The 24,108-nt window shown below is 43.4% G+C and carries 23 protein-coding genes and 1 tRNA gene; 7 read left to right on the top strand and 17 right to left on the bottom strand.

The window, feature by feature from the left end; genetic code table 11:
* Positions 1-4 precede the first annotated feature (4 nt).
* Positions 5-862: an N-carbamoylputrescine amidase gene (aguB, locus tag CW740_RS05390; protein WP_106646566.1), complete on the top strand. Its 858-nt coding sequence runs from the start codon at positions 5-7 to the stop codon at positions 860-862.
* A 62-nt stretch (positions 863-924) separates the two neighbouring features.
* On the opposite strand, the gene CW740_RS05385 is transcribed toward aguB, so the two are convergent.
* The 10 genes from CW740_RS05385 to lrp form a co-directional block, all read right to left on the bottom strand.
* A complete protein-coding gene (locus CW740_RS05385) occupies positions 925-1,302 on the bottom strand; it encodes a VOC family protein (RefSeq protein ID WP_106646565.1) in 378 nt (125 codons plus the stop codon).
* A gap of 2 nt (positions 1,303-1,304) precedes the next feature.
* Entirely contained in the window at positions 1,305-1,985 is a 681-nt protein-coding gene (locus CW740_RS05380; protein ID WP_106646564.1) for a rhodanese-like domain-containing protein, read from the bottom strand.
* Between the two features lie 70 nt (positions 1,986-2,055).
* A tRNA-Arg gene (locus tag CW740_RS05375) sits at positions 2,056-2,132 on the bottom strand.
* Positions 2,133-2,209: 77 nt separating this feature from the next.
* Positions 2,210-5,071, bottom strand: coding sequence for a TonB-dependent receptor plug domain-containing protein (locus tag CW740_RS05370; RefSeq protein ID WP_106646563.1), 2,862 nt, complete (start codon positions 5,069-5,071; stop codon positions 2,210-2,212).
* 280 nt (positions 5,072-5,351) lie between these two features.
* The gene (gene serS / locus CW740_RS05365) at positions 5,352-6,620 is read right to left on the bottom strand and encodes a serine--tRNA ligase (protein ID WP_106646562.1); all 1,269 of its coding nucleotides are present in this window, start codon (positions 6,618-6,620) and stop codon (positions 5,352-5,354) included.
* 37 nt (positions 6,621-6,657) lie between these two features.
* Positions 6,658-7,041, bottom strand: a complete 384-nt coding sequence (crcB, locus tag CW740_RS05360; RefSeq protein WP_106646561.1) for a fluoride efflux transporter CrcB — start codon at positions 7,039-7,041, stop codon at positions 6,658-6,660.
* 2 nt (positions 7,042-7,043) lie between these two features.
* Positions 7,044-8,381: a replication-associated recombination protein A gene (locus CW740_RS05355; RefSeq protein WP_106646560.1), complete on the bottom strand. Its 1,338-nt coding sequence runs from the start codon at positions 8,379-8,381 to the stop codon at positions 7,044-7,046.
* Positions 8,382-8,387: 6 nt separating this feature from the next.
* Positions 8,388-9,089, bottom strand: coding sequence for an outer membrane lipoprotein chaperone LolA (gene lolA / locus CW740_RS05350; protein ID WP_106646559.1), 702 nt, complete (start codon positions 9,087-9,089; stop codon positions 8,388-8,390).
* A gap of 425 nt (positions 9,090-9,514) precedes the next feature.
* Entirely contained in the window at positions 9,515-11,854 is a 2,340-nt protein-coding gene (locus CW740_RS05345) for a DNA translocase FtsK (RefSeq protein ID WP_106646558.1), read from the bottom strand.
* A gap of 92 nt (positions 11,855-11,946) precedes the next feature.
* On the bottom strand, positions 11,947-12,444 hold the full coding sequence (gene lrp / locus CW740_RS05340) for a leucine-responsive transcriptional regulator Lrp (RefSeq protein WP_018625070.1): 498 nt from the start codon (positions 12,442-12,444) through the stop codon (positions 11,947-11,949).
* A gap of 141 nt (positions 12,445-12,585) precedes the next feature.
* On the opposite strand from lrp, the gene ald reads away from it, so the two are divergent.
* Entirely contained in the window at positions 12,586-13,719 is a 1,134-nt protein-coding gene (gene ald, locus CW740_RS05335; protein ID WP_106646557.1) for an alanine dehydrogenase, read from the top strand.
* A 53-nt stretch (positions 13,720-13,772) separates the two neighbouring features.
* Here the strand turns inward: ald and CW740_RS05330 are convergent, their stop codons facing one another.
* The 3 genes from CW740_RS05330 to cspE all read right to left on the bottom strand — a co-directional run bounded on the left by CW740_RS05330 (position 13,773) and on the right by cspE (position 16,098).
* Positions 13,773-15,269 carry a M23 family metallopeptidase gene (locus CW740_RS05330; protein ID WP_106646556.1) on the bottom strand — a complete coding sequence of 499 codons (1,497 nt, stop codon included), beginning with the start codon at positions 15,267-15,269 and terminating at the stop codon, positions 13,773-13,775.
* Positions 15,270-15,436: 167 nt separating this feature from the next.
* Positions 15,437-15,790, bottom strand: coding sequence for a putative signal transducing protein (locus tag CW740_RS05325; protein WP_106646555.1), 354 nt, complete (start codon positions 15,788-15,790; stop codon positions 15,437-15,439).
* A gap of 101 nt (positions 15,791-15,891) precedes the next feature.
* Entirely contained in the window at positions 15,892-16,098 is a 207-nt protein-coding gene (gene cspE / locus CW740_RS05320; RefSeq protein WP_012801047.1) for a transcription antiterminator/RNA stability regulator CspE, read from the bottom strand.
* A gap of 340 nt (positions 16,099-16,438) precedes the next feature.
* On the opposite strand from cspE, the gene CW740_RS05315 reads away from it, so the two are divergent.
* A complete protein-coding gene (locus CW740_RS05315; RefSeq protein ID WP_106646554.1) occupies positions 16,439-16,867 on the top strand; it encodes a DUF1801 domain-containing protein in 429 nt (142 codons plus the stop codon).
* Here the strand turns inward: CW740_RS05315 and CW740_RS12485 are convergent.
* Positions 16,864-17,034, bottom strand: coding sequence for a hypothetical protein (locus tag CW740_RS12485; RefSeq protein WP_188459666.1), 171 nt, complete (start codon positions 17,032-17,034; stop codon positions 16,864-16,866). The two genes, CW740_RS05315 and CW740_RS12485, sit on opposite strands and share 4 nt — an antisense overlap.
* A 222-nt stretch (positions 17,035-17,256) precedes the next feature.
* Between CW740_RS12485 and trxB the strand changes: the two genes are divergently transcribed.
* Positions 17,257-18,204, top strand: coding sequence for a thioredoxin-disulfide reductase (gene trxB, locus CW740_RS05310; protein WP_106646553.1), 948 nt, complete (start codon positions 17,257-17,259; stop codon positions 18,202-18,204).
* A 70-nt stretch (positions 18,205-18,274) separates the two neighbouring features.
* Here the strand turns inward: trxB and CW740_RS05305 are convergent, their stop codons facing one another.
* Entirely contained in the window at positions 18,275-19,417 is a 1,143-nt protein-coding gene (locus CW740_RS05305) for a fatty acid desaturase (RefSeq protein ID WP_106646552.1), read from the bottom strand.
* Between the two features lie 147 nt (positions 19,418-19,564).
* Between CW740_RS05305 and fabR the strand changes: the two genes are divergently transcribed.
* On the top strand, positions 19,565-20,173 hold the full coding sequence (gene fabR, locus CW740_RS05300; RefSeq protein ID WP_106646551.1) for an HTH-type transcriptional repressor FabR: 609 nt from the start codon (positions 19,565-19,567) through the stop codon (positions 20,171-20,173).
* Positions 20,174-20,212: 39 nt separating this feature from the next.
* Here the strand turns inward: fabR and ltaE are convergent, their stop codons facing one another.
* Together ltaE and CW740_RS05290 are read right to left on the bottom strand one after the other, a co-directional pair.
* On the bottom strand, positions 20,213-21,220 hold the full coding sequence (gene ltaE, locus CW740_RS05295) for a low-specificity L-threonine aldolase (protein WP_106646550.1): 1,008 nt from the start codon (positions 21,218-21,220) through the stop codon (positions 20,213-20,215).
* A 107-nt stretch (positions 21,221-21,327) separates the two neighbouring features.
* Positions 21,328-22,140, bottom strand: coding sequence for an oxygen-binding di-iron domain-containing protein (locus CW740_RS05290; protein WP_106646549.1), 813 nt, complete (start codon positions 22,138-22,140; stop codon positions 21,328-21,330).
* A 221-nt stretch (positions 22,141-22,361) separates the two neighbouring features.
* Between CW740_RS05290 and CW740_RS05285 the strand changes: the two genes are divergently transcribed.
* Both CW740_RS05285 and CW740_RS05280 read left to right on the top strand, forming a co-directional pair.
* Entirely contained in the window at positions 22,362-22,784 is a 423-nt protein-coding gene (locus CW740_RS05285) for a LexA family protein (protein WP_106646548.1), read from the top strand.
* Positions 22,784-24,052 carry a Y-family DNA polymerase gene (locus CW740_RS05280; RefSeq protein ID WP_106646547.1) on the top strand — a complete coding sequence of 423 codons (1,269 nt, stop codon included), beginning with the start codon at positions 22,784-22,786 and terminating at the stop codon, positions 24,050-24,052. The genes CW740_RS05285 and CW740_RS05280 overlap by 1 nt, the downstream gene beginning before the upstream one ends.
* Positions 24,053-24,108 lie beyond the last annotated feature (56 nt).

Here is a 24,108-nt window from a genome sequence, read left to right as displayed (position 1 = left end):
CACTATGAGAAATGTAACATTTGCAGCAACTCAATTTGCAGTCAGTTCAAACTTTGATGAGAACATTGCTAAGGGTGAAGCTTTAGTCAAACAAGCTGCTGAACAAGGTGCAAACGCTATTCTTTTGCAGGAACTGTTTGCAGGTTATTACTGGTGCAAAGATCAGGATCCCAAGTATTTTGACTGGGCAGAACCTTATCCTGGAAGTCGTGTTCTACAACACTTTTCGACCGTAGCAAAACAACTGGATGTTGTTTTGCCGATAAGTTATTTCGAAAAAGCCGGTAACGCACATTTTAATTCACTTGCCATGATTGATGCTGATGGCACCATTATGGATAACTATCGCAAAATGCATATCCCTGATGGCCATGGTTATCAGGAGAAATATTACTTCTCGCCCGGCGATAATGGATTTAAAGTATGGGACACAAAATTTGGTCGCATGGGTGCCGCTATTTGCTGGGATCAATGGTTCCCTGAAGCCGCGAGGATTCTTGCACTTCAGGGTGCTGAAGTCATATATTACCCGACCGCTATCGGCTCCGAACCACAAGACCCGAACTGGGATTCGCGTGAGCACTGGCAACGTGTTATGCAAGGCCACAGTGGTGCAAATATGGTGCCTGTTGTGGCATCTAACAGAATAGGTACCGAACAAGGCGAAACCTGTGGCATCACTTTCTATGGCTCGTCATTTATCACCGATCCCTTCGGTGCAAAGGTACAGGAAATGGATAAAACCAGTGAAGGTGTCATCTGTCAGCAATTTGACCTAGACAAGGTCGCAAAACAGCGTGCTAGCTGGGGACTGTTTAGAGATCGTCGTCCTGAATACTACGGACGAATCACTCAGTTCTAACGACGCGTATAAAAAAAGCCCAGCAAATAGCTGGGCTTTTTAATGGCTTGGAACCTCAATTGTTAAGGCATCTGCCATAACTCAATTTTGTTTCCTTCTGGGTCAACAAACCAGGCAAACTTACCAAAGCCGTCTTCTTCGCAAACCTCCCCTATTTGCTGGCCACCATTAGCTATAACCTGCTTTATACAAGCCTCAACATCATCGACCATCAAATTCAGCATAAAATCTTTAGCTGAGGGTGCAAAGTAATCCGTATCTTCCTTGAAAGCTCCCCAAACTGTATAGGCTCCCTCTGGCAAGTCTTTTTTAGGGAAACTGGTGCCACCATAGCTGGGGTCAATATTAAATCCCAAGGCCTTTTCGTACCACTTGCCTAAAGCATCTCTATCATTGCATTTGAAAAAAATTCCACCTATTCCTAATACTTTTCCACTCATTATTAATCCATAAGTTTGTACAGACTTTCTTCATTCACACCATTAATGACATTGGTATAACCCATTGCTTCGAGTTCTGCTTTAGCTTTTCCAGCACGATTACCACTACGGCAATAAACAATGAAAGTTTCGTCTTTTGAAAGTTTAAGCTCTCCAATTCGACTACCGATTTCATCCACGGGTATATGCACTGCACCAGAATAATGACTATTGTTGTACTCACCATCGGTTCTGACATCAATAATGGTAATATCTTCTAATGAACCTTCCTCAGCAACAACCAACCTAGCGGTGAACTCATCAGGGCTTAATATGTTGCCTTCTGATGGCAACGGGTCAAAAGACATTAGTCCAAACTTAATATTTTCAAATGAATGAACAGAATTTTCGGCAGTATCTAAAGTGAATGATTCTGCAGTTGATGGAGTCAAATAAATAAAGCTTAAAGTTGCTGCACCTTCAGTTACGCACTGAACACCTTTAGGACATCTTGAATCATTAACAATTTTCAAAAACTCAATTGAAGAATCCTTAAATCGAACAATATCTCCGGTAGACATTAAATATTCGTTAGCATGAGGTTTCTGAGCAACATCTGACCCACCCTCAACGCTGGGTGCAGATGCACAAGATATCAGCAAATAAGGAATTGATAATAAAAAAATATAGTTTAGAGATTTCATAAGCCCCCACAATCATTATAAATATTCAACCCCATTGTGATACGTGAGCTCATGAGAATCAAGAATGAAATGGCACCCCCGACAGGATTCGAACCTGTTACCTTCCCCTTAGGAGGGGGACGCTCTATCCAGATGAGCTACGGGGGTAGAGCAGATTTGCATTATAATATTTTTTGGAAAAAAAACGCCTCATTTCTGAGGCGTTTTTGTAACACTATTCTTAATTAGAATGTGTAAGTTGCTTCTAGATAAAGTTCTCGTCCTATACCAGCACCGGCATAAACAAAATGGTTATACCATGGATAGTCATAGAATAAGAAAGTTTCATCTTTAGGTGGCTTTGCATTAAACAAGTTTCTTACTCTTAAACCTGTTGAGAAGTCTTCTGTCCAGTTATAGTTAGCCGTAAAGTTATACGTAATGTATGGACGCATACGGTAATCACTATCAGGATCTCTCTGACTTGGACGCCATGCTGTAACACCGCCACGACGGAATGCTGTAAGCGCTAATCGATAATCATCACCACTCCAACTTAAAGTCGTAGTTACACGAGAGCGAGGATCCCAGCCGCCTGAGATTTCGTCATCACGCAAATCGATTTCTTCACTAGTATCACTAGCACGATACTTGTTTGATAGCATATGACTGTAATCAACATCAAAAGCTAGATAGCCTGCATCAAACGGGTGTCCCCAACGAAGATTAGCATCTAGAGAGTCAATTTCCTGCTCAGACACATTCAGAGGAGAAACATTGAAACGTGACACATAAGAAATACCAGTATTTGGATCTGTTTCACGGTCAATACGAGCATCGATGTAGTCACAACGTGACTGACTGACTTCACCACTATTCGTGTAACACTCATACTCTTGACGAAGTAATTGAGAAGCACTTTCCGTCTGAACACGATCTTCTAAATTTACACGATTTAGAGTAGCCATTAATGTAAGGTTTTCTGCAAGCTCGGCAGAGAAGCCAAACCATGCTGAGTAACCTGTTTCATCTTTAAGGGGTTCACCACCTAATTCTTGTGAGCCTACACGGCGAACAAAAGATGAACTTGATGTACATGAGCTTGGATCAAACCCAGCAGAACTTCCATTAATAAACTCATACTCTTGCAAACACTGAACTAAGTCGGTAGTTCCTGTAAAGAAGCCAGTGGTTGTATAAACCTGATTTAAGTCTGGAGCACGGAAACTTTCTGAATAACCACCACGAATTAACAAGTCTTCAATAGGTCTCCACTCAAAACTGATCGAAGGAGTAGTACGAGTGCCGATAGAAGATGAATCACTATCATACTTATCCACACGGGCAGCTAAATTGATATTTAAAGTGTCGTGCATTGGAATCAATAACTCGCCACCTACAGCAACGCGAGAGCGATCACCTTCACCTTGGTAACCAGTTAATTTCCACCATCCAGAACCAGGTAAATTAGGTAGTGGCGGATCCTGGCTAATACGCTCATCAGGAACAAATTTAAAATCCTGCTTTTCGTACTCTAACACAGCAGCATACTGTACTGTTCCTTGCCAGTTGTCGAACCAGTCACCACTAATATTAAACTGAGCACTTGTTGATGATGTTTCGTTACCATAGGTATGGTTACCAATTGCATCATTAACTAGAGCTCTAGTAGTGTCGTCCAATGGTGTGAACAAGTTATCTCTTAAACCTAATGGACCTGTTCCTGACCACCAGTCTGTACCATAAAAACTGGTACCGTAGTAGTCACCAAGGAATAAGCTGATCACATCTTCTGCTTTCCACCAAGGGTTCTTAGACGTATATTCATAGTCCGAGCGATTTAGAGACACTTCCCATTCGTGTTCTCCCCAGAAGCCAGTTGCTCCTACGCTAACATTCAATGAGTCATCTTCAAAAGTAGTATCGAGATTTCTGCCTAACTCTTCTTCAGTGAATAAACGTTGTGCAACAAACCAGTCGTAATAATTACCAATTACGCCAGTATCGACAATATTTGTTGTATCTAAAATCTCTTCTGATACAAAAAGGTAACGACTATTATTGGCTGATTCACTTTGATAATAAAGAATATCTGCAAATAGCTGAACATCATCACTCAGCTGATAGTCGCCATGCAAGAAGATAGAGTGAGACTCCTTCTGATTTCTGAATGTTGTCTCTGCTGCATCATCAGAGCCACAGAAGTACCCTGAATTTGGTCGGAATGAACGAACAGTTCCGTTCCCCATAGCTTCACATGTTCCAGCACCAGGGTCTTGGTAGCCAAGCTCTCCCCTGAATGGAGCCCATCGATTCAAATCTAGAACATATCGAGTTAATACCCCATCACCATATGGATAATCTAAATCTGAGTCATAATCGTCAAACTCACCCGCTTTAATAAGCTCTCTATCGGTATATTGATAAGCTAAAGTAACATTACCATTATCAAAAGATTTGCCAGTAACCAACTTAAACTGTGTATCTAGTGGATTTGAGTCAGACTCTGTTGGAGTGCCCACTATTAAGTTAATTGTTGTTTCGTCTACACTATCTTTCAAAATAATATCGACAACACCAGCTACCGCATCTGAACCATAAATTGCAGAAGCACCCGTACTCAAGACACGAATTTCTTTAACGGCCGCTGCAGGAATTGCACCAAAGTTAAAAACTGAAGTGTCAGATTGATACGCCGCAGGATATGAAGAAATTCTGCGACCATTCAAAAGCATTAAAGTGTTACCAACACCAAAGCCACGCAAATTCAGTGTCTGAACATCTGGTGTGAAGCCGCTAGAAAACTCAGGGCCTTCAAACTGAAAACTACTGTTTTGAGTTAAGTTTGTTAATGCATCAAATACTGTCACATGACCTTGCTTTGCCATATCCTCAGTAGTGATCACGGTAACAGGCTGAGCACCCTCAACGTCTGTTCTCTTGATACGAGAACCTACGATAGTTACCTTTTCTACTTTTTCTTCCTCTGCTTCCTCTTCCTGCTCTTCCGCAGCATTTACTGTGGCAGTCAAAGCCAAAGAGGCAGAAGCAGTTGCTAATAGAGCCATTTTCACAGCTTTAGCAATTAGATTACTTCTTATTGTCATCAGAACCCTCTCTTTATTAATAGTATTAAACTTCCCAAAAAATTTGCGTGGTGACCAAGGTCAGAAAACACACAAACTCGCTAAGTTTATTCAATTACTATGCAAATGTGAAGACAGAATTAGATATTTTGATGATGGCCATTAGATTTTTTAGGAATAAGACCGCAATAACTTGTTTTATATGGGTTTTAATTGAATCTGATCTTGAGATTTGTTGGATAAAATCCGGGGAAATGTAAAAAAGCCCAGCTTAGCTGGGCTTTTAGTGTTGAGGCTTTACCTATCGAAGATAAGTCTTCAAAACTTCTGGAATACTAATAGTTCCATCTTCATTCTGGTAGTTTTCTAAAATGGCTACCAGTGTTCGCCCTACTGCCAAGCCTGAACCGTTTAGAGTGTGTAACAGCTCGGGCTTACCAGTTTCTGGATTACGCCAGCGAGCCTGCATGCGACGCGCCTGGAAATCTGCAGTGTTACTACAAGAAGAAATCTCGCGATAAGTATTCTGGCTTGGTAGCCATACTTCGATATCGTAGGTTTTGGTTGCGCCAAAACCAATATCACCAGAACAAAGTGTTACTACTCGATACGGAAGCTCCAGCAGCTGCAGGACTTTCTCGGCATGGCCAATCAGTCGCTCTAACGCATCCATTGAATCTTCAGGCTTGGTAATATGCACCAACTCAACTTTCTCGAACTGGTGCAAGCGAATAAGACCTCGTACATCCCGCCCGTAAGAGCCTGCTTCGCTACGGAAGCACGGGGTATGTGCAACAAATTGTAGTGGAAGCTGATCAGCTTCAACAATCTCGTCACGAACCAAGTTAGTGACTGGTACTTCTGCAGTTGGGATCAGGTATAGAGGGCGGTCATCCTGATTCTTACCTTGAGCTTTGAAAAGGTCTTCTTCAAACTTCGGTAACTGACCAGTTCCGGTTAAGCTTTCAGCATTAACCATATAAGGAACATAGACTTCTTCGTAACCGTGTTCTTTACCATGTAAATCCAGCATGAACTGAATCAAGGCTCTATGTAGCTTGGCAACCAGACCTTTTTTTACGATAAAACGGCTGGCAGAGATTTTTGCGGCGCTTGCAAAGTCCAGACCATTGAGAGCTTCGCCAACTTCAACGTGATCTTTTGGCTCAAAATCAAATTGACGTGGTTCACCCCAACGGCGGATCTCGACATTCTCGCTTTCGTCTTTTCCCTCTGGGACTGAATCGTCCAGCAGGTTTGGAATACCATAGTGAATATCATCAAGTTGCGCCATAACTTGGTTGAGTCGCTCTTTGGCAGCATCTAGCTTGCTACCTAAATCGGCAACTTGATCCAATAAAGGCTGAATATCTTCACCACGCGCTTTGGCCTGCCCTATAGACTTGGAACTGGAATTACGTTGATTTTGTAATTCCTGTGTTTCAACCTGAATAGCCTTGCGCTCTTCTTCCAGCTTGTTATAAAGCTCTACATCAAGCTCAAAGCCGCGCTTTGCCAAGTTTTTAGCAACTGCGTCAATGTCAGTACGTAATAGTTTAGGGTCAAGCATTGTCTTTTTAGAGTCCGTTATGGTTTGTGGTTAAATTTCAGGCGGCCATTCTACCACCAAGCCATGCGCCAAAAAACACGAAAAGCATGCAAAGTATCAAATTGGCGCTGATATTAAGCCCAGCTTTAAGCCATAACTGTTGCTGCATTAGCTGGAAGGTTTCAACAGAAAAGGTCGAGAAGGTAGTCAAAGCCCCTAGAAAGCCAATAACCACGCCAAAGCGTACGCTATTAGAAACTTGAGCTGCCTGCCAAAAAGTTAATAGGAAGCCTGCAATAAAGCAGCCGATAACATTAGCAATCAAAGTACCCCACAGGTAATGTTCACCAAACGCCCACTCAGCTAGATCTCTACATTTGAATCTCGCAATAGCACCTAGCGCTCCCCCCAGACCAATGCTGGCAATAACTGCAATATTCATAATTAGCCCTTATTAAATTGTTCGCTTTTAGCCTTAAGCCAGGTGAGTTTTTCAGCAATCTTCTTTTCAAGCCCTCTATCCACCGGGTGATAGTACTGGGTTTCCCCTTTTTCATCGGGAAAGTAAGTCTGTCCTGCTGAAAATGCATCCGGCTCATCATGGTCATAGCGGTAACCAGTACCATAATCCAGTTCTTTCATTAATTTGGTAGGGGCATTTCTGATATGCATGGGAACTTCATAAGTCGGTTCATTCTTAACATCGCGCAGTGCATTGTTATAAGCCATGTAGACGGCATTACTTTTTGGCGCGCAGGCGAGATATATAATAGCTTGGGCGATAGCCAGTTCCCCTTCTGGGCTACCCAACCGTTCTTGCACATCCCATGCATTGAGAGCAAGTGTCAGCCCCCTTGGATCAGCATTACCAATGTCCTCACTGGCCATGCGCACCACTCGACGTGCTACATATAAAGGGTCGCAACCACCATCAATCATGCGACAAAACCAATATAGTGCCCCATCAGGATTACTACCACGAACCGATTTGTGCAAGGCTGAAATTTGATCGTAAAAATGCTCACCACCCTTATCAAATCTTCGCAGGGTTTGTGTTAGTGTTTCCTCAAGTACTTCATCATCAATGACAGGAGTATCCTCGTTTTTTGCTAACGCAAGTTCGCTGGCAAGTTCGAGGAAATTTAGTAAGCGACGCCCGTCACCATCAGCCGCATCGATTAAATGTTTACGACTTTCTTCTGCGATGGAAAGATGATACTTACCCAGACCAAGCTCTTCATCGTCCAGTGCCCTGCTAATTAATTTATCCAGCGCACTTTCAGAAAGATCTTTTAAGACAAACACACGCGCTCTGGAAAGCAGTGCGTTATTCAGTTCAAATGAAGGGTTTTCGGTTGTAGCACCAATGAAGGTTAAAGTGCCATCTTCAACATAAGGTAAAAAAGCATCCTGTTGAGCTTTATTAAAACGATGGACCTCATCGACGAATAAAATAGTTGGTTTGCCTTGTGCCTGATATTGCCGAGCCTCATCCACTGCGGCGCGAATATCTTTAACACCGGCCAAAACCGCAGAAATAGTAATAAAATGGGCATTTGAGCTTTGTGCAATTAAACGGGCGAGTGTCGTTTTACCGGTTCCGGGAGGCCCCCAGAAAATTAATGAAAACGGACGCTGAGTATCTATTGCCTGACGAAGTGGTTTGCCGGGAGCTAGCAGATGCTCCTGCCCAACGTAATTTTCCAAAGACGTCGGACGTAGGCGGTCTGCCAACGGAGCATTGAGCGCAGAGTCTGAAAATAAATTAGATTGCCCACTCATGAGATATTAGAAGTCACCTTTCTCTAGAATGTCACTTTTCTCTAGTGCGGCGCCTTCAATTGAGTTTCGGCTATCAATGACATCTATGCCTTCTGGAATAACAAACTCGAAGTGGTCATCTTCAAATTCCGGGTTCATGATAACATTGGTAAAGTCTACCAGTGTTGCTTGGCCAAGATTGTCTTTAACTTGCAAGGCAACCAGATCGGAGCTATGGAATTCTAAAATCAAAACCTCGTACAAGGCATCAGGATCGCGTGGCGTCAGGTGATAGATTAATACGCCATCACCCTCACCTTTAACTGCAGCCACTTCATAATTTTCTGCAACATCTAATTGTGCCTGACTCAATAAAGCTGCTGGCGAATTAGCCAGCGTTTGATCAAGACTTGAAACATTGATTTGCTCAATATCCATATCAAACTGCCAAAGATTAATGCCATCAGCAACGATTTGCTGCTCAAAAGGTTCTTCAACGACCCAGCGGAATAACTGTGGGCGCTTCAGCTCAAAGTGGCCAGATGATTTATCGATTAGAGTGCCGAACTCATCCGTAATAACCTGGCTGAAATCAGCTTTAAAACTATCAATTGCAGTTAATTTCTTTTCCAGTTCCTGAGGCGCATCTGCTTGAGCAGCAATACTCAACCCGATTAAAGCGACAGCTGCAGTTAACTGGCTAAATTGCTTCTTTATACTTTTAATCATTTCGTTACCATAATTCGGTCAAATGTAATCACGTTATAACTGCCCAATACTGAATTAGGCCTTAATAACTAGTCTGTTGCTTCATGCCCTTTTGAGCGTCAACAGTGTTCTCTATCCAACTATTATCAACACTTGGTCACCTATCCAGCGTCAGTGGTACCGCCAAGACACGGCGTACTTAATCATTTAGTGAGGAGTTTACGCTTCTTAAATGACGACACAAAATGATTAAAAAAAACAAAGCTATACTCACCCGCCCCTTTGAGCGTTAATCCAAGTATGATCAACACTTGGACATTTATCCAGCGTCAGTGGTGCCGCCAAGACACGGCGTACTTAATCATTCAGTGAGGAGTTTACGATTTTGTAAATGACGATACTGAATGATTAAGTACAACAAAGTATTGGCAAACAAACTAGCTGTATCAGTCTTTAGGCGGCGGCGGTGCTAATACCTCCCTCGCCCCATTCGAACCCATCTCAGACACAATACCTGCCGCTTCCATAGCCTCGACCATACGGGCTGCTCGGTTATATCCAATTTTTAAGCGACGCTGGATGCCTGAAATAGATGCTCTTCGAGTTTCGGTAACAATGGCGACAGCCTGATCAAATAGCTCATCTTGCTCGCTATCACCGTCTGCTCCATCCATACCCGGTATACCCGGCACCGGTACTTCACTGGTACCACTTATCACTTCATCAAGATACTCTGGTTCACCACGTTTTTTCCAATCTTCTACAACGCGGTGCACTTCATCATCATCAACAAAGGCACCATGGATACGCGTAGGAATATTCGAACCACCAGGAAGATACAACATGTCACCCATACCTAATAGCTGTTCGGCTCCCATCTGATCCAGAATGGTTCTAGAATCAATTTTTGATGACACCTGGAAGGCAATGCGAGATGGGATATTCGCTTTAATCAAACCGGTAATAACATCAACCGAAGGACGCTGAGTAGCCAGAATCAAGTGAATACCCGCGGCACGTGCTTTCTGAGCAATTCGTGCAATCAACTCTTCCACTTTCTTTCCGACAATCATCATCATATCGGCAAGTTCATCAATGACAATAACAATTGAAGGTAGCTTTTCCAGTGTTGGCGGTTCTTCCTCCAATCCGTCCGTGGGCTGCCACAATGGATCTTTAATTGGCTCGCCCGCTTTTATCGCATCCTGCACTTTCTTGTTAAATCCTGCCAAGTTTCGTACACCCATCGCAGACATCAACCGATAACGGCGTTCCATTTCACCTACAGACCATCGCAACGCATTGGCAGCGTCTTTCATGTCAGTCACCACTTCACACAACAGGTGTGGAATGCCTTCATATACGCTTAGCTCAAGCATCTTTGGGTCGATCATGATTAAGCGGAGATCTTCCGGCGTGGCTTTATAAAGCATGCTGATAATCATCGCATTAACACCGACGGACTTACCGGAACCTGTAGTACCGGCTACCAGCAAGTGGGGCATTTTTGCCATATTGACTACGATTGGATTGCCCGCAATATCCTTACCCAGTGCCATACTTAAAGGTGATTTCGATTTTTCAAATTCATCACAGGCCAATACTTCGCGCAGCCTTACAACCTCACGAGACTCATTCGGAATCTCAATGCCGACATAGGTTTTTCCCGGTATCACCTCAACAACTCGAACGGAAATAGTCGAAAGTGAGCGCGCCAAGTCTTTGGCCAAGTTTGAAATTTTGCTAACTTTGACTCCAGGAGCCAACTCAATCTCAAAACGTGTAATCACTGGCCCAGGGTGTACCTCCATGACCTGCGCTTCGACTCCAAAATCTTTTAGCTTTAACTCCACAAGGCGTGACATTGCCTCTAGAGCTTCCTCGGAAAAATGATTTTTTGGTGGCTCTGGTTCATCGAGCAATTCCATGACTGGCATCGGCCCAGTTGGAATATCATCAAACAAGGGCTTTTGCTTTGCCTTTTGCACTGCCTTCGGTGGAGTCGAAGGCTGCATAACCTTAGGCTCTATCTTCACTGGACTGCGCGTTTCTCTTTTTACCTTCTCCTGCTTCAACGCCTCCTGACGTTTCACCACAGACTCTTTTACAGACTTCTGCTCTAACTTGCGATCTTTGAAGTTTTCATACCATTCCAGCAATTTGCCCCATGACTTAATAACCCAGACACCTACTTTGTCCATGGTTCTAAGCCAGGAAATACCGGTGAACAAGGTTAATCCTGAAAGAAACAATGCTAAAAGAATCAAGGTTGTTCCATACAGGCCTAAACCGTCAATAATCAGGCTGATAATGAACTCGCCCAGAATCCCGCCTGAGCTGTAACTGGGCTGGATAGCAGGATCAAAAAAGTGAAGGCTGCAAAGTCCTGCGCCACCGACTACAGCCATTAGCAAACCCAGGCCTTTTACTGCCCAAAAAGCTTTTGGATGCTCATGTTCAATGTTGCGCTCTACGTAAAGCAAATAACCTGAGTAAGCAAAAATAATAGGGATCAGGAAAGCTAAATAGCCAAATAAATGAAGAAAGAAGTCAGCGAACCAGGCACCACCTTTTCCAGCGGCATTTTGGATAGGACCACCGCTACCATTGGTAAATGAACCCGGGTCATTAGGATTATAAGTCAATAAGGCCAGCAAAAAGAACAAAGCCAAGGTAACTAACAGGATCATGCCGCCTTCGCTCAGACGTCTGCGTAGGATCGCTTTAGACTCCAGCGACTGGGGAGACTTTCGAGTAGCAGATTGTTTAGTTTTTGTTTTACTCAAAACACTTTCCTTTCATAGTTTGCAGTTATTCTAAAGCAAGTTTCAGCTATCTCAAGCAGTTAATTGTGGCGAATTCTGAACTGTGAACAAACTTATCGTCTATCAAGATTTATCGGTAATAAATTAGTTTCTTTAACCTCTTCCATCACCATGTAGGAGCGAGAAGCGCTAACACCTGGCAGCATAAGCAGCGTTTCACCTAGCAATTTACGATAGGCTTTCATGTCGGCTACTCGAGCTTTCAACAGATAATCGAAGTCGCCTGACACCAGGTGGCACTCTAAGATCGTAGGAAGCTTGGTTACCGCCTGTTTGAATTCCTCGAAAACATCCGGAGAAGTCCTGGAAAGCCGAATCTCAACAAACACCAGCAATGACGCCGCCAGTTTCATGGGGTTTAGTCGCGCAGAATAGCCTTCGATAAAGCCATTGGCTTCCAGTCTCTTGACGCGCTCAAGACAGGGGGTTGCACTAAGGCCCACTTTCTTCGATAGCTCTACATTTGAAATGCGACCATTTTGTTGCAATTCATTGAGTATCCTGAGGTCAATTCGATCCAGTATTTGCTTGCTGTCACTCTGAACTTTCAAAGCACTTTCCTTGCCAAAATCAAAATTTATTAGTGATTTATACTACAAAAGCCCCAATAACAGCAAATAATTCTTCTTCTTCATCATTATAATAGTGCATCCCTCTTCCGAGGCAAACCTTGATTTATTGGAGCTAGAAATATGTTGATTGGGGTCCCTAAAGAAATTAAAAACCACGAATATCGCGTGGGAATGGTACCGGCAAGTGTTCGTGAAGTAATTGCACATGGGCACGAAGTTATCGTAGAAACCAATGCTGGTATCGGCATCGGTTTTACCGACGAAGATTATCAGGCTGTGGGTGCGACGATTGCGCCATCTGCCGAAGATGTGTTTGCTAAAGCAGACATGATTGTGAAGGTAAAAGAACCTTTAGCCGAAGAGCGCAAGCGTTTACGCGAAGGTCAAATCCTATTTACCTATCTTCACCTTGCTCCAGATATGCCTCAGACCGAAGACTTGGTTAAATCAGGCGCCGTCTGTATTGCTTATGAGACCGTAACCGGGGCTGCTGGCGGCCTACCATTGTTGGCGCCTATGTCTGAAGTTGCTGGCCGTATGTCGATTCAGGCTGGCGCAGAATGCCTGGAGAAATCTAATGGCGGTCGCGGCATGTTGTTAGGTGGCGTACCTGGCGTTCAACCAGCCAAAGTTGTAGTTATCGGTGGCGGCGTGGTTGGTACTAACGCAATTAAAATGGCGGTTGGTATGGGTGCTCGTGTGATCGTGCTTGACCGCAATGTAAACGCTCTGCGTCGTATTGATGCTGAATTCGGCTCTCAGGTTGAAACCGTTTACTCAAGCCATGATTCCCTTGAAAAGCATGTCATATCAGCTGATCTTGTTATCGGCGGCGTACTGATTCCTGGTGCTGCAGCGCCAAAACTGGTCACCGAAGATATGGTTAAGCGTATGCAGCCTGGTGCCGTATTGGTTGATGTGGCAATTGATCAGGGTGGGTGTTTTGAAACTTCAAAAGCAACTACACATGCAGATCCAACTTATATTCTGCATGATGTTGTCCATTACTGTGTTGCAAACATGCCTGGCGCTGTACCTCGCACTTCAACCTTTGCCTTGAACAACGCAACCTTGCCTTTCATTATTAACATCGCCAATAAAGGCTACAAAAAGGCGTTAGCTGATGACCCACATTTGCTAAACGGTCTTAACGTTTATCGCGGTAAAGTAACAGAGCGTTCTGTTGCTGAAAACCTGGGCTTTGATTATGTAGAGCCAACAACAGCTTTAGGTATCAGTACTGATACACTATAACTGCAAAGGTTGATAGACATAGATAAGAAAGCCACTCTATTGAGTGGCTTTTTTTATTTGATGATAGTTAGTCGGTAACGACCGGAACCTGAATAGGAGTAAACCACCATCCGATAATAACCTGAATTGGCACTATAGCTTATGTTTTCGCTCGAGCTTGGACTTTCTGAAACAGCAACCCGCTGCCAGCCATAACCATTCCAACGCTCTAACCGAACATCAAAATCGGCGTTATCCGGGCCAGTTAATTCGGCTGAAATGGTCCCTCCATTATAATAGAACCAACTACCATCTGGCTGGATATGATAAGCACGGTGACTCAAGTAATCACTATAAACTTCTCCTTGCTCTGGAGTTCCTGAGTCCGTAACTCCGTAGTTATAAATATTAGACCACGCACAGTACTTATAGCCATTTCTGGACAACCAGAAGTAGCCGCAGTTGGAGTCATAACTGCTTCGTCCGGTGCGCACTTCATAACCTGAAAGCTTGATGCCATTTAAATGATAAAACTGACCATCTTTTTTAAGTGAGAAATGAAGGTGTGGACCTGATGACTGACCTCCATTGCATAACGCCTGAGTCGTATCATTTGCATAATTGGCAATTCGAGAATTTCTTTGCAGGTTGCTACCTGTCGGATATTGAATATTTTCGATGTGATAATAAGTCGTCGACCAACCATCATCATGGATGATTTCAGAAAAGCACGACGAATGGTTTTTTATAACCCCAGGTGCTGAAGCAGAAACCCAGATATGACTTAAATTATCGCCCCAGTATCCACCAGCATTAAAGTCTAATGATGACTGAGGATAAGTACCACTTCCATGATTGGTATGACTTCCCCCGTTTCTCCATGACTCCCCTACTCGAAAAGGAAGCTGAAAATAATTATTGATGTCAGCAATAGTCAACGATTGCGTCTGCGTAGTGCTTTCCTCTTTTTCCGATTTCTCAAATAAAGTTCTATGAGTTCGACTCACTTTTTTACTTGAGCCTTTGGTACCGCGCTCTCGATTTATTTCAAAAGCCTCTTCAGCCTGCTCAGGAATGATGGCCTCAATTGCACGATAAACATCCTCATCAGTAGTCATGACTTCATTGCTGCCGGTGTCGCTATAGGAATATCCGCTATAAAACTCTTTGGCAAGTCGAGTACTGATATCTTTAACTTGCTCTTCAAAGCCAATTTTTGTCGATAGGTCACCAAAGGGGCGCGTAATCGTTGTTGCGCTTACAGGGCTAGTAATTATTCCTGTCTGTTGCTCCATAATTGCGATAAGCACCTTCGGACTAATCGATGAGTACCCTGCATAGTGGGATATAATTTCGGCATAATCCGCTAGATGCGGAGCCTGTGTCTCTAGATATTCTGCAATGTCGAAATTCAACATCTCATCATAACTATAAACAAACTCTTCTTTGGTAATTAATTCATCTTCGCTAGCTTCTTCCTGCTCAGCCAGAGCAGCTGCAGAAAATAGACTGACATAGAATAAACAGCTTACCCCTAATAACTTTCTAACAGCCCCCCAAATGGTAGACATCGTTCCCCTTCCTTAATTTGATTATATAGAACTGGTAACCGATAAGAGTAAGGTGGACAAAGGGAATCATCAACTGAAAGCAACTAACTTCATGAGTAAAATCAGTGGTGGGTCAAATATGTACCTTTTGATACAGATGAGATAAAACTAGACGGTCAATTATGGTGTTAAAACTTGATGGTGGCTGCAACAAATAATAAGACAATGACAACTGCAATGCAGACATCCCTGACTAAATGACTTTCTGATTGAGCAGGCTCATGATAAACATCCTCATCATCAGCAAATAAGTCCGCCTCATCACTAACAAATTCAGCTGATTGCCAGTCATTAATAATTTCACGGGCAGCTGCATAATCCTCATCATTCACCCAGACCTTTACATTATTCATAGCTGCGGCCTCTCCAACTGCTCCCTGAAGACCTTCGCCACGAACCTGGGCGAAAATACCAGCAGACTCAATCACTCCTTTAACAATATTGGCATCCATCCCGTTTTCTGCGTGATAAACAATTTTCATAAACAACAACCTTGATCATTTTCTATATTGATAAAATCTGTGCATAAAAAAACCGCGCCATTGACGCGGTCTTTTTAGATCTGAATGTACAATTCTATAAATTATACTTTAGTTACGTTAGCAGCTTGAGCGCCTTTAGGGCCTTGCTCGATATCGAACTCAACACGTTGGCCTTCTGCTAAAGTTTTGAAACCGTCACCTTGAATAGCACGGAAGTGTACAAATACATCTTCGCCTTGCTCTTGCTCGATGAAACCAAAACCTTTAGATTCGTTGAACCACTTAACGGTACCAGTGATCTTAGACATAATAAAACTCCAAAGCTAATTTGCTTAAAAAATAAAGTTGTTGCCAAAACGGCGGTCTTACTGAGATAAAATTGACACTAACTTAGGTAACAAATAGCGAGGTACGACTTGAAGTGAATCTATGAAGCTAAGGCCCACTGATTTACTCGGTGTATCATCGAAAATGTATCCATTCGATAGCTGTTATTTTAACCAGCGATGAAAAGAATACTATAACCACCGAATAAGTAAAGTGTTATTTTAGTATTTCATGCAAAAGTAACGCTTCTGTCATAAGTCAAAATATGTAATAGTTTCATGAACCTAGTCCCTACTCTTCGTAATCATTAAGGACAATGCTATGGCCAAAGCTGACAATAAAACTCAACCAACAAAAAAGGATGTAGCAACCTTCCTGCAGCAGGTTGAACCGGCACAAAAACGCCAGGATTGCCAGGCTATCTTAGAGATGATGCAACAAGCCACCAAGGCAGCCCCCAAAATGTGGGGCGATAGTATGATTGGCTTCGGCGAGTATCATTATAAATATGCCAGTGGCCGTGAGGGCGATTGGTTCCTGACTGGCTTTGCTCCTCGCAAACAGAATATCAGCCTATATATCATGGCTGGATTTAAGCGCTACGAGGAACTGATGGGCAAGCTAGGAAAATATAAAACTGGCAAGTCCTGTCTCTATATTAACAAACTGGCCGATGTTGATGAGGCGGTTTTGAAGGAGCTGATTCAGTTATCAGCGAGTTATATCAAAGAAAACCAGTCAGGCTGTTAATGAGCCTGTTGATCTTTGAGTTCGTTGTCAGCGATTTGCTGAAGAAGCGCAGAAAACCAAATCTGCTTAACTCTTTCAGCATCTAAGCCATATAGACTGACATCGCTGGCGATTTGCTTAATAGCGCTATCAATTTCTTTTTCTTCAGTCAGATACTCTTGTGTCATAAGAATCTCCAATGCATAAGCCTATAATTCAGGGTAATGCCAATTTGAAACTTTATCAATGCATATTTGCATCAGAGGAGGCTCAACAGCCTTATAACTAAGCTGCTGCTCTATTGGAGCAATAGATTAAGATTATCGAATAAAGGTTTATTTTTACCCTTTAAATCCCTACAATTTGCCCTTAAAAATCATTAATAGACAAGAATTTAGCGGAGAAACCTAATGAGCGAAACTCGCCATATTAAGTGCTTGATTTTGGGTTCTGGCCCTGCAGGCTACAGCGCTGCTGTTTATGCTGCACGTGCCAATTTGAACCCTGCCATTATTACTGGATTGCAACAAGGTGGTCAGTTAACTACCACCACTGATGTTGATAATTGGCCGGGTGATCATGAAGGTGTTCAAGGCCCAGATTTAATGATTCGCATGCAAAAACATGCCGAACGCTTTGGAACCGAAATAATTTTCGACCATATCCACACTGTTGATCTGAAAAATCGCCCATTCACGCTTACTGGCGATAGCGGTACTTATACTTGTGACGCATTGATAATCTGTACTGGCGCTTCAGCTAAATACCTAGGCCTTCCTTCTGAAGAAGCCTTCATGGGTAAAGGTGTTTCTGCCTGTGCGACTTGTGACGGTTTCTTCTACCGCCAGCAAAAAGTTGCAGTAGTTGGTGGCGGTAACACCGCAGTCGAAGAAGCTTTATATCTTTCAAACATTGCCAGCGAAGTGCACTTAATTCACCGTCGCGAAGAGCTGCGCTCCGAAAAGATTCTACAGGACAAACTGTTTGAAAAAGCCAAAAACGGTAATGTTGTTCTGCACTGGAACCGCACTCTTGAAGAGGTGGTTGGTGACGACATGGGCGTTACTGGCATCCGTATCAAGAGCACTGAAGATGACTCTATTGAAGAGCTGGAATTACAAGGCGTCTTCATTGCTATTGGCCACAAGCCAAACACAGATATTTTTGACGGACAGCTTGAAATGAAAGATGGTTATATCATTGTTAAAAGTGGTTTGGCTGGTAACGCAACGGCTACTTCAGTAGAAGGTGTTTTTGCTGCCGGGGATGTTTCTGACCATGTTTATCGTCAGGCGATTACATCAGCAGGAACAGGCTGTATGGCTGCTTTAGATGCAGAGAAATATCTTGACCAATAATTTGAGTTAAGCATCAGAATAGAAAAAGGCCGCATTTGCGGCCTTTTTTGTTGAGCTCAATTTTAGTGAATTAAGCATACTGCTTTGCTAGTGTCATCCAGGATGCCTTTTGCTCTTCAAAGCGCTTACGTAGCTGATGATAATTTTCCATTAGTCTTGAATGTTCTTGCTCATAGCTTTCAATCAGCTTGTTTTTCTTAGCTTCCAGCCATTGCTTCTGTGCTTCATACACTTCTGCAAGGTGCTGAACCAGCTTTTCATACTCATCATGAAGCATCTGTATGACTTCTTCTGCGTTAGGTAAATGAGCAACTCGGTCTTTAGCTTTCAACAATAATGTTTCTGCTTTAGCTTTTTCAATTTTCTCGACTGGCACCTTCTTCAGGTTCGACGTAATACCAATCCAGCTTAATGACTTTATCCACCATTTTGATGGATCAAAATGCCACCAGCGAATACCGTTTCGATAATCATACTGAAACTTGTGGTGGTAATTATGGTAGCCTTCACCACCGGTCAATACGGCCAATACCAGGTTATCACGGGCTGAGTTTTCTTCAGTATATGGACGAGAACCCCACATATGAGCCAGTGAATTAATGAAAAAGGTCAAATGGTGCGACCAAACAAGACGTAAAACGCCTGCTACCAGCATCATTTCCCAGAACATGCCATAAGCAAGCCCCAGTACCGCAGGAACCAGAATATTAAGACCAATACTTAGTGGCCAGTAAAACTTGTGCTGGAACATCACAATTGGGTCACGCTGAAGATCTTTGCAGCGGTCATATTGCTCATTGTAGCGGCCGTTATCTCGACGCATTAATAGCCAACCAATATGCGAGTGCCAGAAACCTAAGCTGGCTGAATAAGGATCTTTCTCATCGTGATCGACGTGCTTGTGATGAATACGGTGATCTGAAGACCAGTGCAATGCACTGTTTTGCAGAGCCAGACAGCCTCCAATGGCAAGAATTACTCTTAAAACGGGATGCGCCTCATAGGCACGGTGCGACCACAGGCGATGATAGCCCATAGATATTGCTGTACTGGAGAATAGCCACAGCCCTACTCCCCAAGCCCAGCTTGAGAAATGAAAGCCATATTGGATGCCATACCAAGGAACCAGGGTTATTGCGGCTAAAAAGCTTAATCCGAAAAAGATTATGTTTGCCCAGATTGGTTTGGCTTGCGATTGGGTCGAGTCTGTCATGAATTGCCTCTAACTAAAAAACAGCGTACAGTTGTACGCTAAAACTTTGGCTAGTATAACACTGAATAAGACAATTGCAATCCAGCGTACACCTGTACACTTAAGCCATTGCTTTCTATACTGACAAAAATTACTGAGGAGAACAGCATGGCTGGAGCGCGTGCTTTACAGAAAGAAAAGACCCGTCAGGCGATCATTGACGCGGCACTGATGCACCTGTCTGCTGAACACAGTTTTGCCAGTATGAGCTTGCGCGAAGTAGCCCGTGAAGCAGGCATTGCGCCTACCTCTTTTTATCGACATTTCAATGACATGGAAGAGCTTGGTCTGACACTAGTTGATGAGTCAGGTCTGACATTGCGTGAATTGATGCGTAAAGCCCGTCAGCGTATCGAGAAAAATGGTAGCGTGATTAACACCTCAGTGGAAACCTTTATGGAGTTCGTTGAGCGAAACCCTAATATTTTTCGCCTATTGCTACGTGAGCGCAGTGGAACATCGGTTAAATTTCGTGAGGCGGTAGCTCGCGAGATAAGCCACTTCAAAGATGAACTCACCGAGTATTTAATGGCAGAGTCAGATTACTCACAAGAATATGCATTTACTCTAGCTGAAGGCCTAGTTACTTTGGTATTTAATGCGGGCGCAGAAGCTTTGGATCTAAATCCTATTGAGCGTGAGAAGCTTAAAGAGCGAACGATTTTACAGCTACGGTTCATCACGTTTGGCGCAGCCAGTACAAGAGAAAAAGCCTGACAAAAATCTAGCCAGGCTTTCTTGTAATTCGCTGACTTATCAGGCGAAAAAAGCTTTAACCTGCTCTTCGATGTAATCGATATCCGCATCACTAATATTTAAATGCATCACCCAGCGCATGGTTTCAGCTGGAATAATGGTAATACCTTTATCTTTCAGGAACTTTGCCAGCGATTCAGCAGTATCCATTCGCGTTTTAACAAACAGCATATTGGTTTGTACCAAATCCTGATTAATTGAAAGCTCTTCGATACCCTGCAATCGTTGCGCTAACTGCTTGGCATGTCGATGGTCTTCCGCTAAGCGCTTAACGTTATTCTGTAATGCATAGATTCCAGCGGCTGCCAAAATACCTGCCTGACGCATGCCACCGCCAACCATCTTACGCCAGCGACGTGCCCATTTAATTAATTCTTTGCTTCCACATAACACTGAACCAACTGGCGCACCCAGCCCTTTTGACAGACATATCGAAACAGAATCCGCATATTGTGTTAATTCATGAAGTTCACAACCAAGCTCAGTGATCGCATTAAAAGCTCGCGCCCCATCGAGATGCACCGACAAGTCTTTCGACTTTGCAAAATCAAAGGCAGACTTCATGTATTCAAGACTTATCACTTTGCCATTATGGGTATTTTCCAGGCAAAGTAATTTGCTGCGAGCAAAATGATAATCGTCTTTCTTAATAACAGCTTCAATCTTGGCAAAGTCCAGAGTGCCATCTCGTTCTACTGCGATGGGCTGCGGCACTACACTGCCTAACACAGGCGCCCCACCAGCTTCATACAGATAAGTATGATAGCCCTGACCTACTATATACTCTTCGCCACGTTGACAATGTGCGAGTAAAGCCACTAGATTAGACATGGTTCCAGACGGTACAAACAAGGCAGCTTCTTTGCCTGTCATGTCTGCCATCATCGCCTCAAGTCGGTTCACTGTGGGGTCATCATGAAAGACATCATCACCCACCGCAGCGGTCGACATGGCGCGACGCATCTCTTCTGACGGAACTGTCACCGTATCGCTTCGTAAATCAATCATAGAGTTATTATGTTGAGTAAAGATTTATTCATTGTAGATAAATAGATTTTTCTGGCAACAAAAAAGGCGCCCGCAGGCGCCAATCACTCTCAAAAATTTAATAATATTTAAGCCACTTCCCTTTTGTCCATACGAACGCTGTAATCCCTTTGAGTAAATAAGTCCAACCCACACTCCAATTTCGAAATCCAGTCAAGAAACTGTCTAACACTCAGCTCTCCTTTAAATGGCGAGCCATGCTGCGGCACAATCATTTCAACATCCAAATCTGCAATCATATTTGCCCACAGACGACAGGCTTTATTGGCAACCATATAGCGCTGATGGAAGCCTTTCATATACTTGGTATGTTCTGCGAAGTCCTTTACCCCACTAAAGTCATCATCATCAACAATAGATGCGCCCATATCACCTGAGAAAAGGATCTTGCTGACCGGGTCATAGACCTGAAAATTACCAACAGAGTGCAGAAAGTGAGCCGGTACAGCATACAAAAGGTTATCACCTAGTCGTATTGCACCGCCCTCATCCTCTAGTCCAATGATTCGTTTTGATAATTCGGTTTCATTGACCTGGTTATAGAACGATGACGCAAAATGCGGCAGGAAGCGCTCCCATAGCTTAGAGCAGATAACCTTAGCCGGAGTTTGCATCATCCAGCGGCCTATCGAAGCAATAATGTCTGGGTCTTGATGTGACGCGATAATGTAGTTTAATTGATGACTTGGCGACAGCTTTTCAATCTCAAGTTTTAACTTGGCATATGTCAGATCGCCGCCAGGATCAAGTAAGGCAGTTTTGTCACCGTCGATAATCAAAAACTGGTTAGCCTGTACCGCTTCGCCAGTGACCAGGTTATTGAAGGCATAACATTTGTGATGCCCATCGTTGTATAACTCAATCGCCTTACTTTTAAACATATCGTCAACCTTGCTTCTGCCCGATTTTTTTAAGTGCGTTCAATATAATTGAGGGCAACTTTTATGGCTTGATCTGGATCAAGCCTATGATAACTAAGGCAATCTTTTGTATAACTTTTAGACGACGATTAACGGCTGACGCTACGTGTATGGATATGCTAATCTAATCAGGTTAAAAGAACGATTTCCAAGCATGACCATGATCAAATCTGTGAGTAACCATGAGTAAAGTTTCCATCCTTAAGCCGAGCGGCCAATATTCCGACATTCCTTTGTATTCGGGAAAAATATCTGCTGGATTTCCCGGCGTTGTTGATGAGCACATGGAAGATACTCTCAGCCTGGACCAACTGCTTATTCAAAACCCAGCTACTACTTTTTTCGCTAAGGTCGAAGGCGATTCAATGATTGGTGCGGGCATATTTCAAAATGACATTCTGGTAGTTGACCGCTCTTTAACAGCGAAAGACAAAGATGTAGTCGTGGCCATGCTGGATAATGAATTCACCGTGAAACGACTGCGTACCAGCGGTGCTTTGAGACTGCAGGCTGAAAACCCTGCTTATAAGGACATCCCCATTACTGGCGAAAGCGAGCTTGTGATCTGGGGTGTCGTTACCGGATTGGCTCGGAGCTTACGCTGATGAGCAAGCATCAGGCAACCTACGCGTTGTGTGACGTTAACAGCTTTTATGTTTCATGCGAACGTATGTTCCGCCCTGATTTATATGGCAAACCGGTTATCGTTCTGAGTAATAATGATGGCTGTATCATTGCTTTGTCTGATGAAGCTAAGGCGCTCGGCATACAGATGGCCACACCTTATTTCGAAGCACGCTCAATTATTCAGAAACATAAAGTCATCTGTTTTTCCTCCAACTATGGCCTGTATGGTGATATCTCCAAACGCTTTAACTGGGTGCTGGAACAGCATTGCGATCAGGTTGCTTCCTATTCCGTTGATGAGTCATTCATGCGCTTTGAAGGGTTTGATGATGACTTAACGCAGCGGGCGCAAACGATACGCTCGGAACTGTGGCGGACCCTTTCATTGCCAGTCTGTATTGGATTGGGCCCTACAAAAACACTGGCAAAGGTCGCCAACCATTTTGCAAAGAAACATAAAGCCACAACACATGGTGTCGTAGATTTATCGATTCCTAAAATTCGAGAGTGGGCGCTCAAGCAAATAGCGGTACCCAAAATCTGGGGCATTGGTCGACAGCTGTCAAAAAAACTAATCATGCAAGGTATTCATACTGCCTGGGACTTGCATAATGCCGACTACAAAACTTTACAACGACTGTTTTCAGTAAATATGGAGCGCACCATTTTAGAGCTTCGCGGTCAGCCCTGCTTAACGTTTTCTGAACTGCCAGCGCCTAAAAAATCCATCCTTAACTCGCGTTCTTTTGGTAAACCGCTCAGCACTTACTCGGATTTGAAAGAAGCCGTTGCTCACCACACCAGTCGTTGCTGTGAAAAGTTGCGTAACCAGTCATCACTGGCATCATCCATTACCGTATTCCTTTATGGCCAACGCAAAGAACTAGTTTACTACAACCGACCAAGCATCACGCTACAGCTTCCTGAACCAACTGACGATACCAGTATTTTCCTACAGGCCGTAGAACAAGGCTTAAGACGCATTGTGAAACCAGGCGAGTCTTATAAAAAGGCTGGAGTTATGCTTAATGGTATCGTCGATAGTCGTGGTTATCAGCCCGACATTTTCGAGGCAGTACCACAAAGACCAGAACTCATGCAAAGTCTCGATAAAATCAATCGGCGCTATGGACAGGATACTGTTAAATTTGGAAGTCTCGGCTTTGCCAAAAACTGGGCCATGCGAGCGAACTCCTGCTCACCGCACTACACTTCCCGCTGGCAGGATATATTAAAAGTTAGCTAGAACAGATTCTAAATCTCAAACAAAAAAGGCGCCAGATGGCGCCTTTCGTTTTTACA

The organism is Kangiella profundi, from assembly GCF_002838765.1.
Classification (GTDB): Bacteria; Pseudomonadota; Gammaproteobacteria; order Enterobacterales; family Kangiellaceae; genus Kangiella; species Kangiella profundi.
The sequence above is the reverse complement of the archived record's forward strand: the minus strand, read 5'-3'. Positions and strand labels throughout refer to the sequence as shown.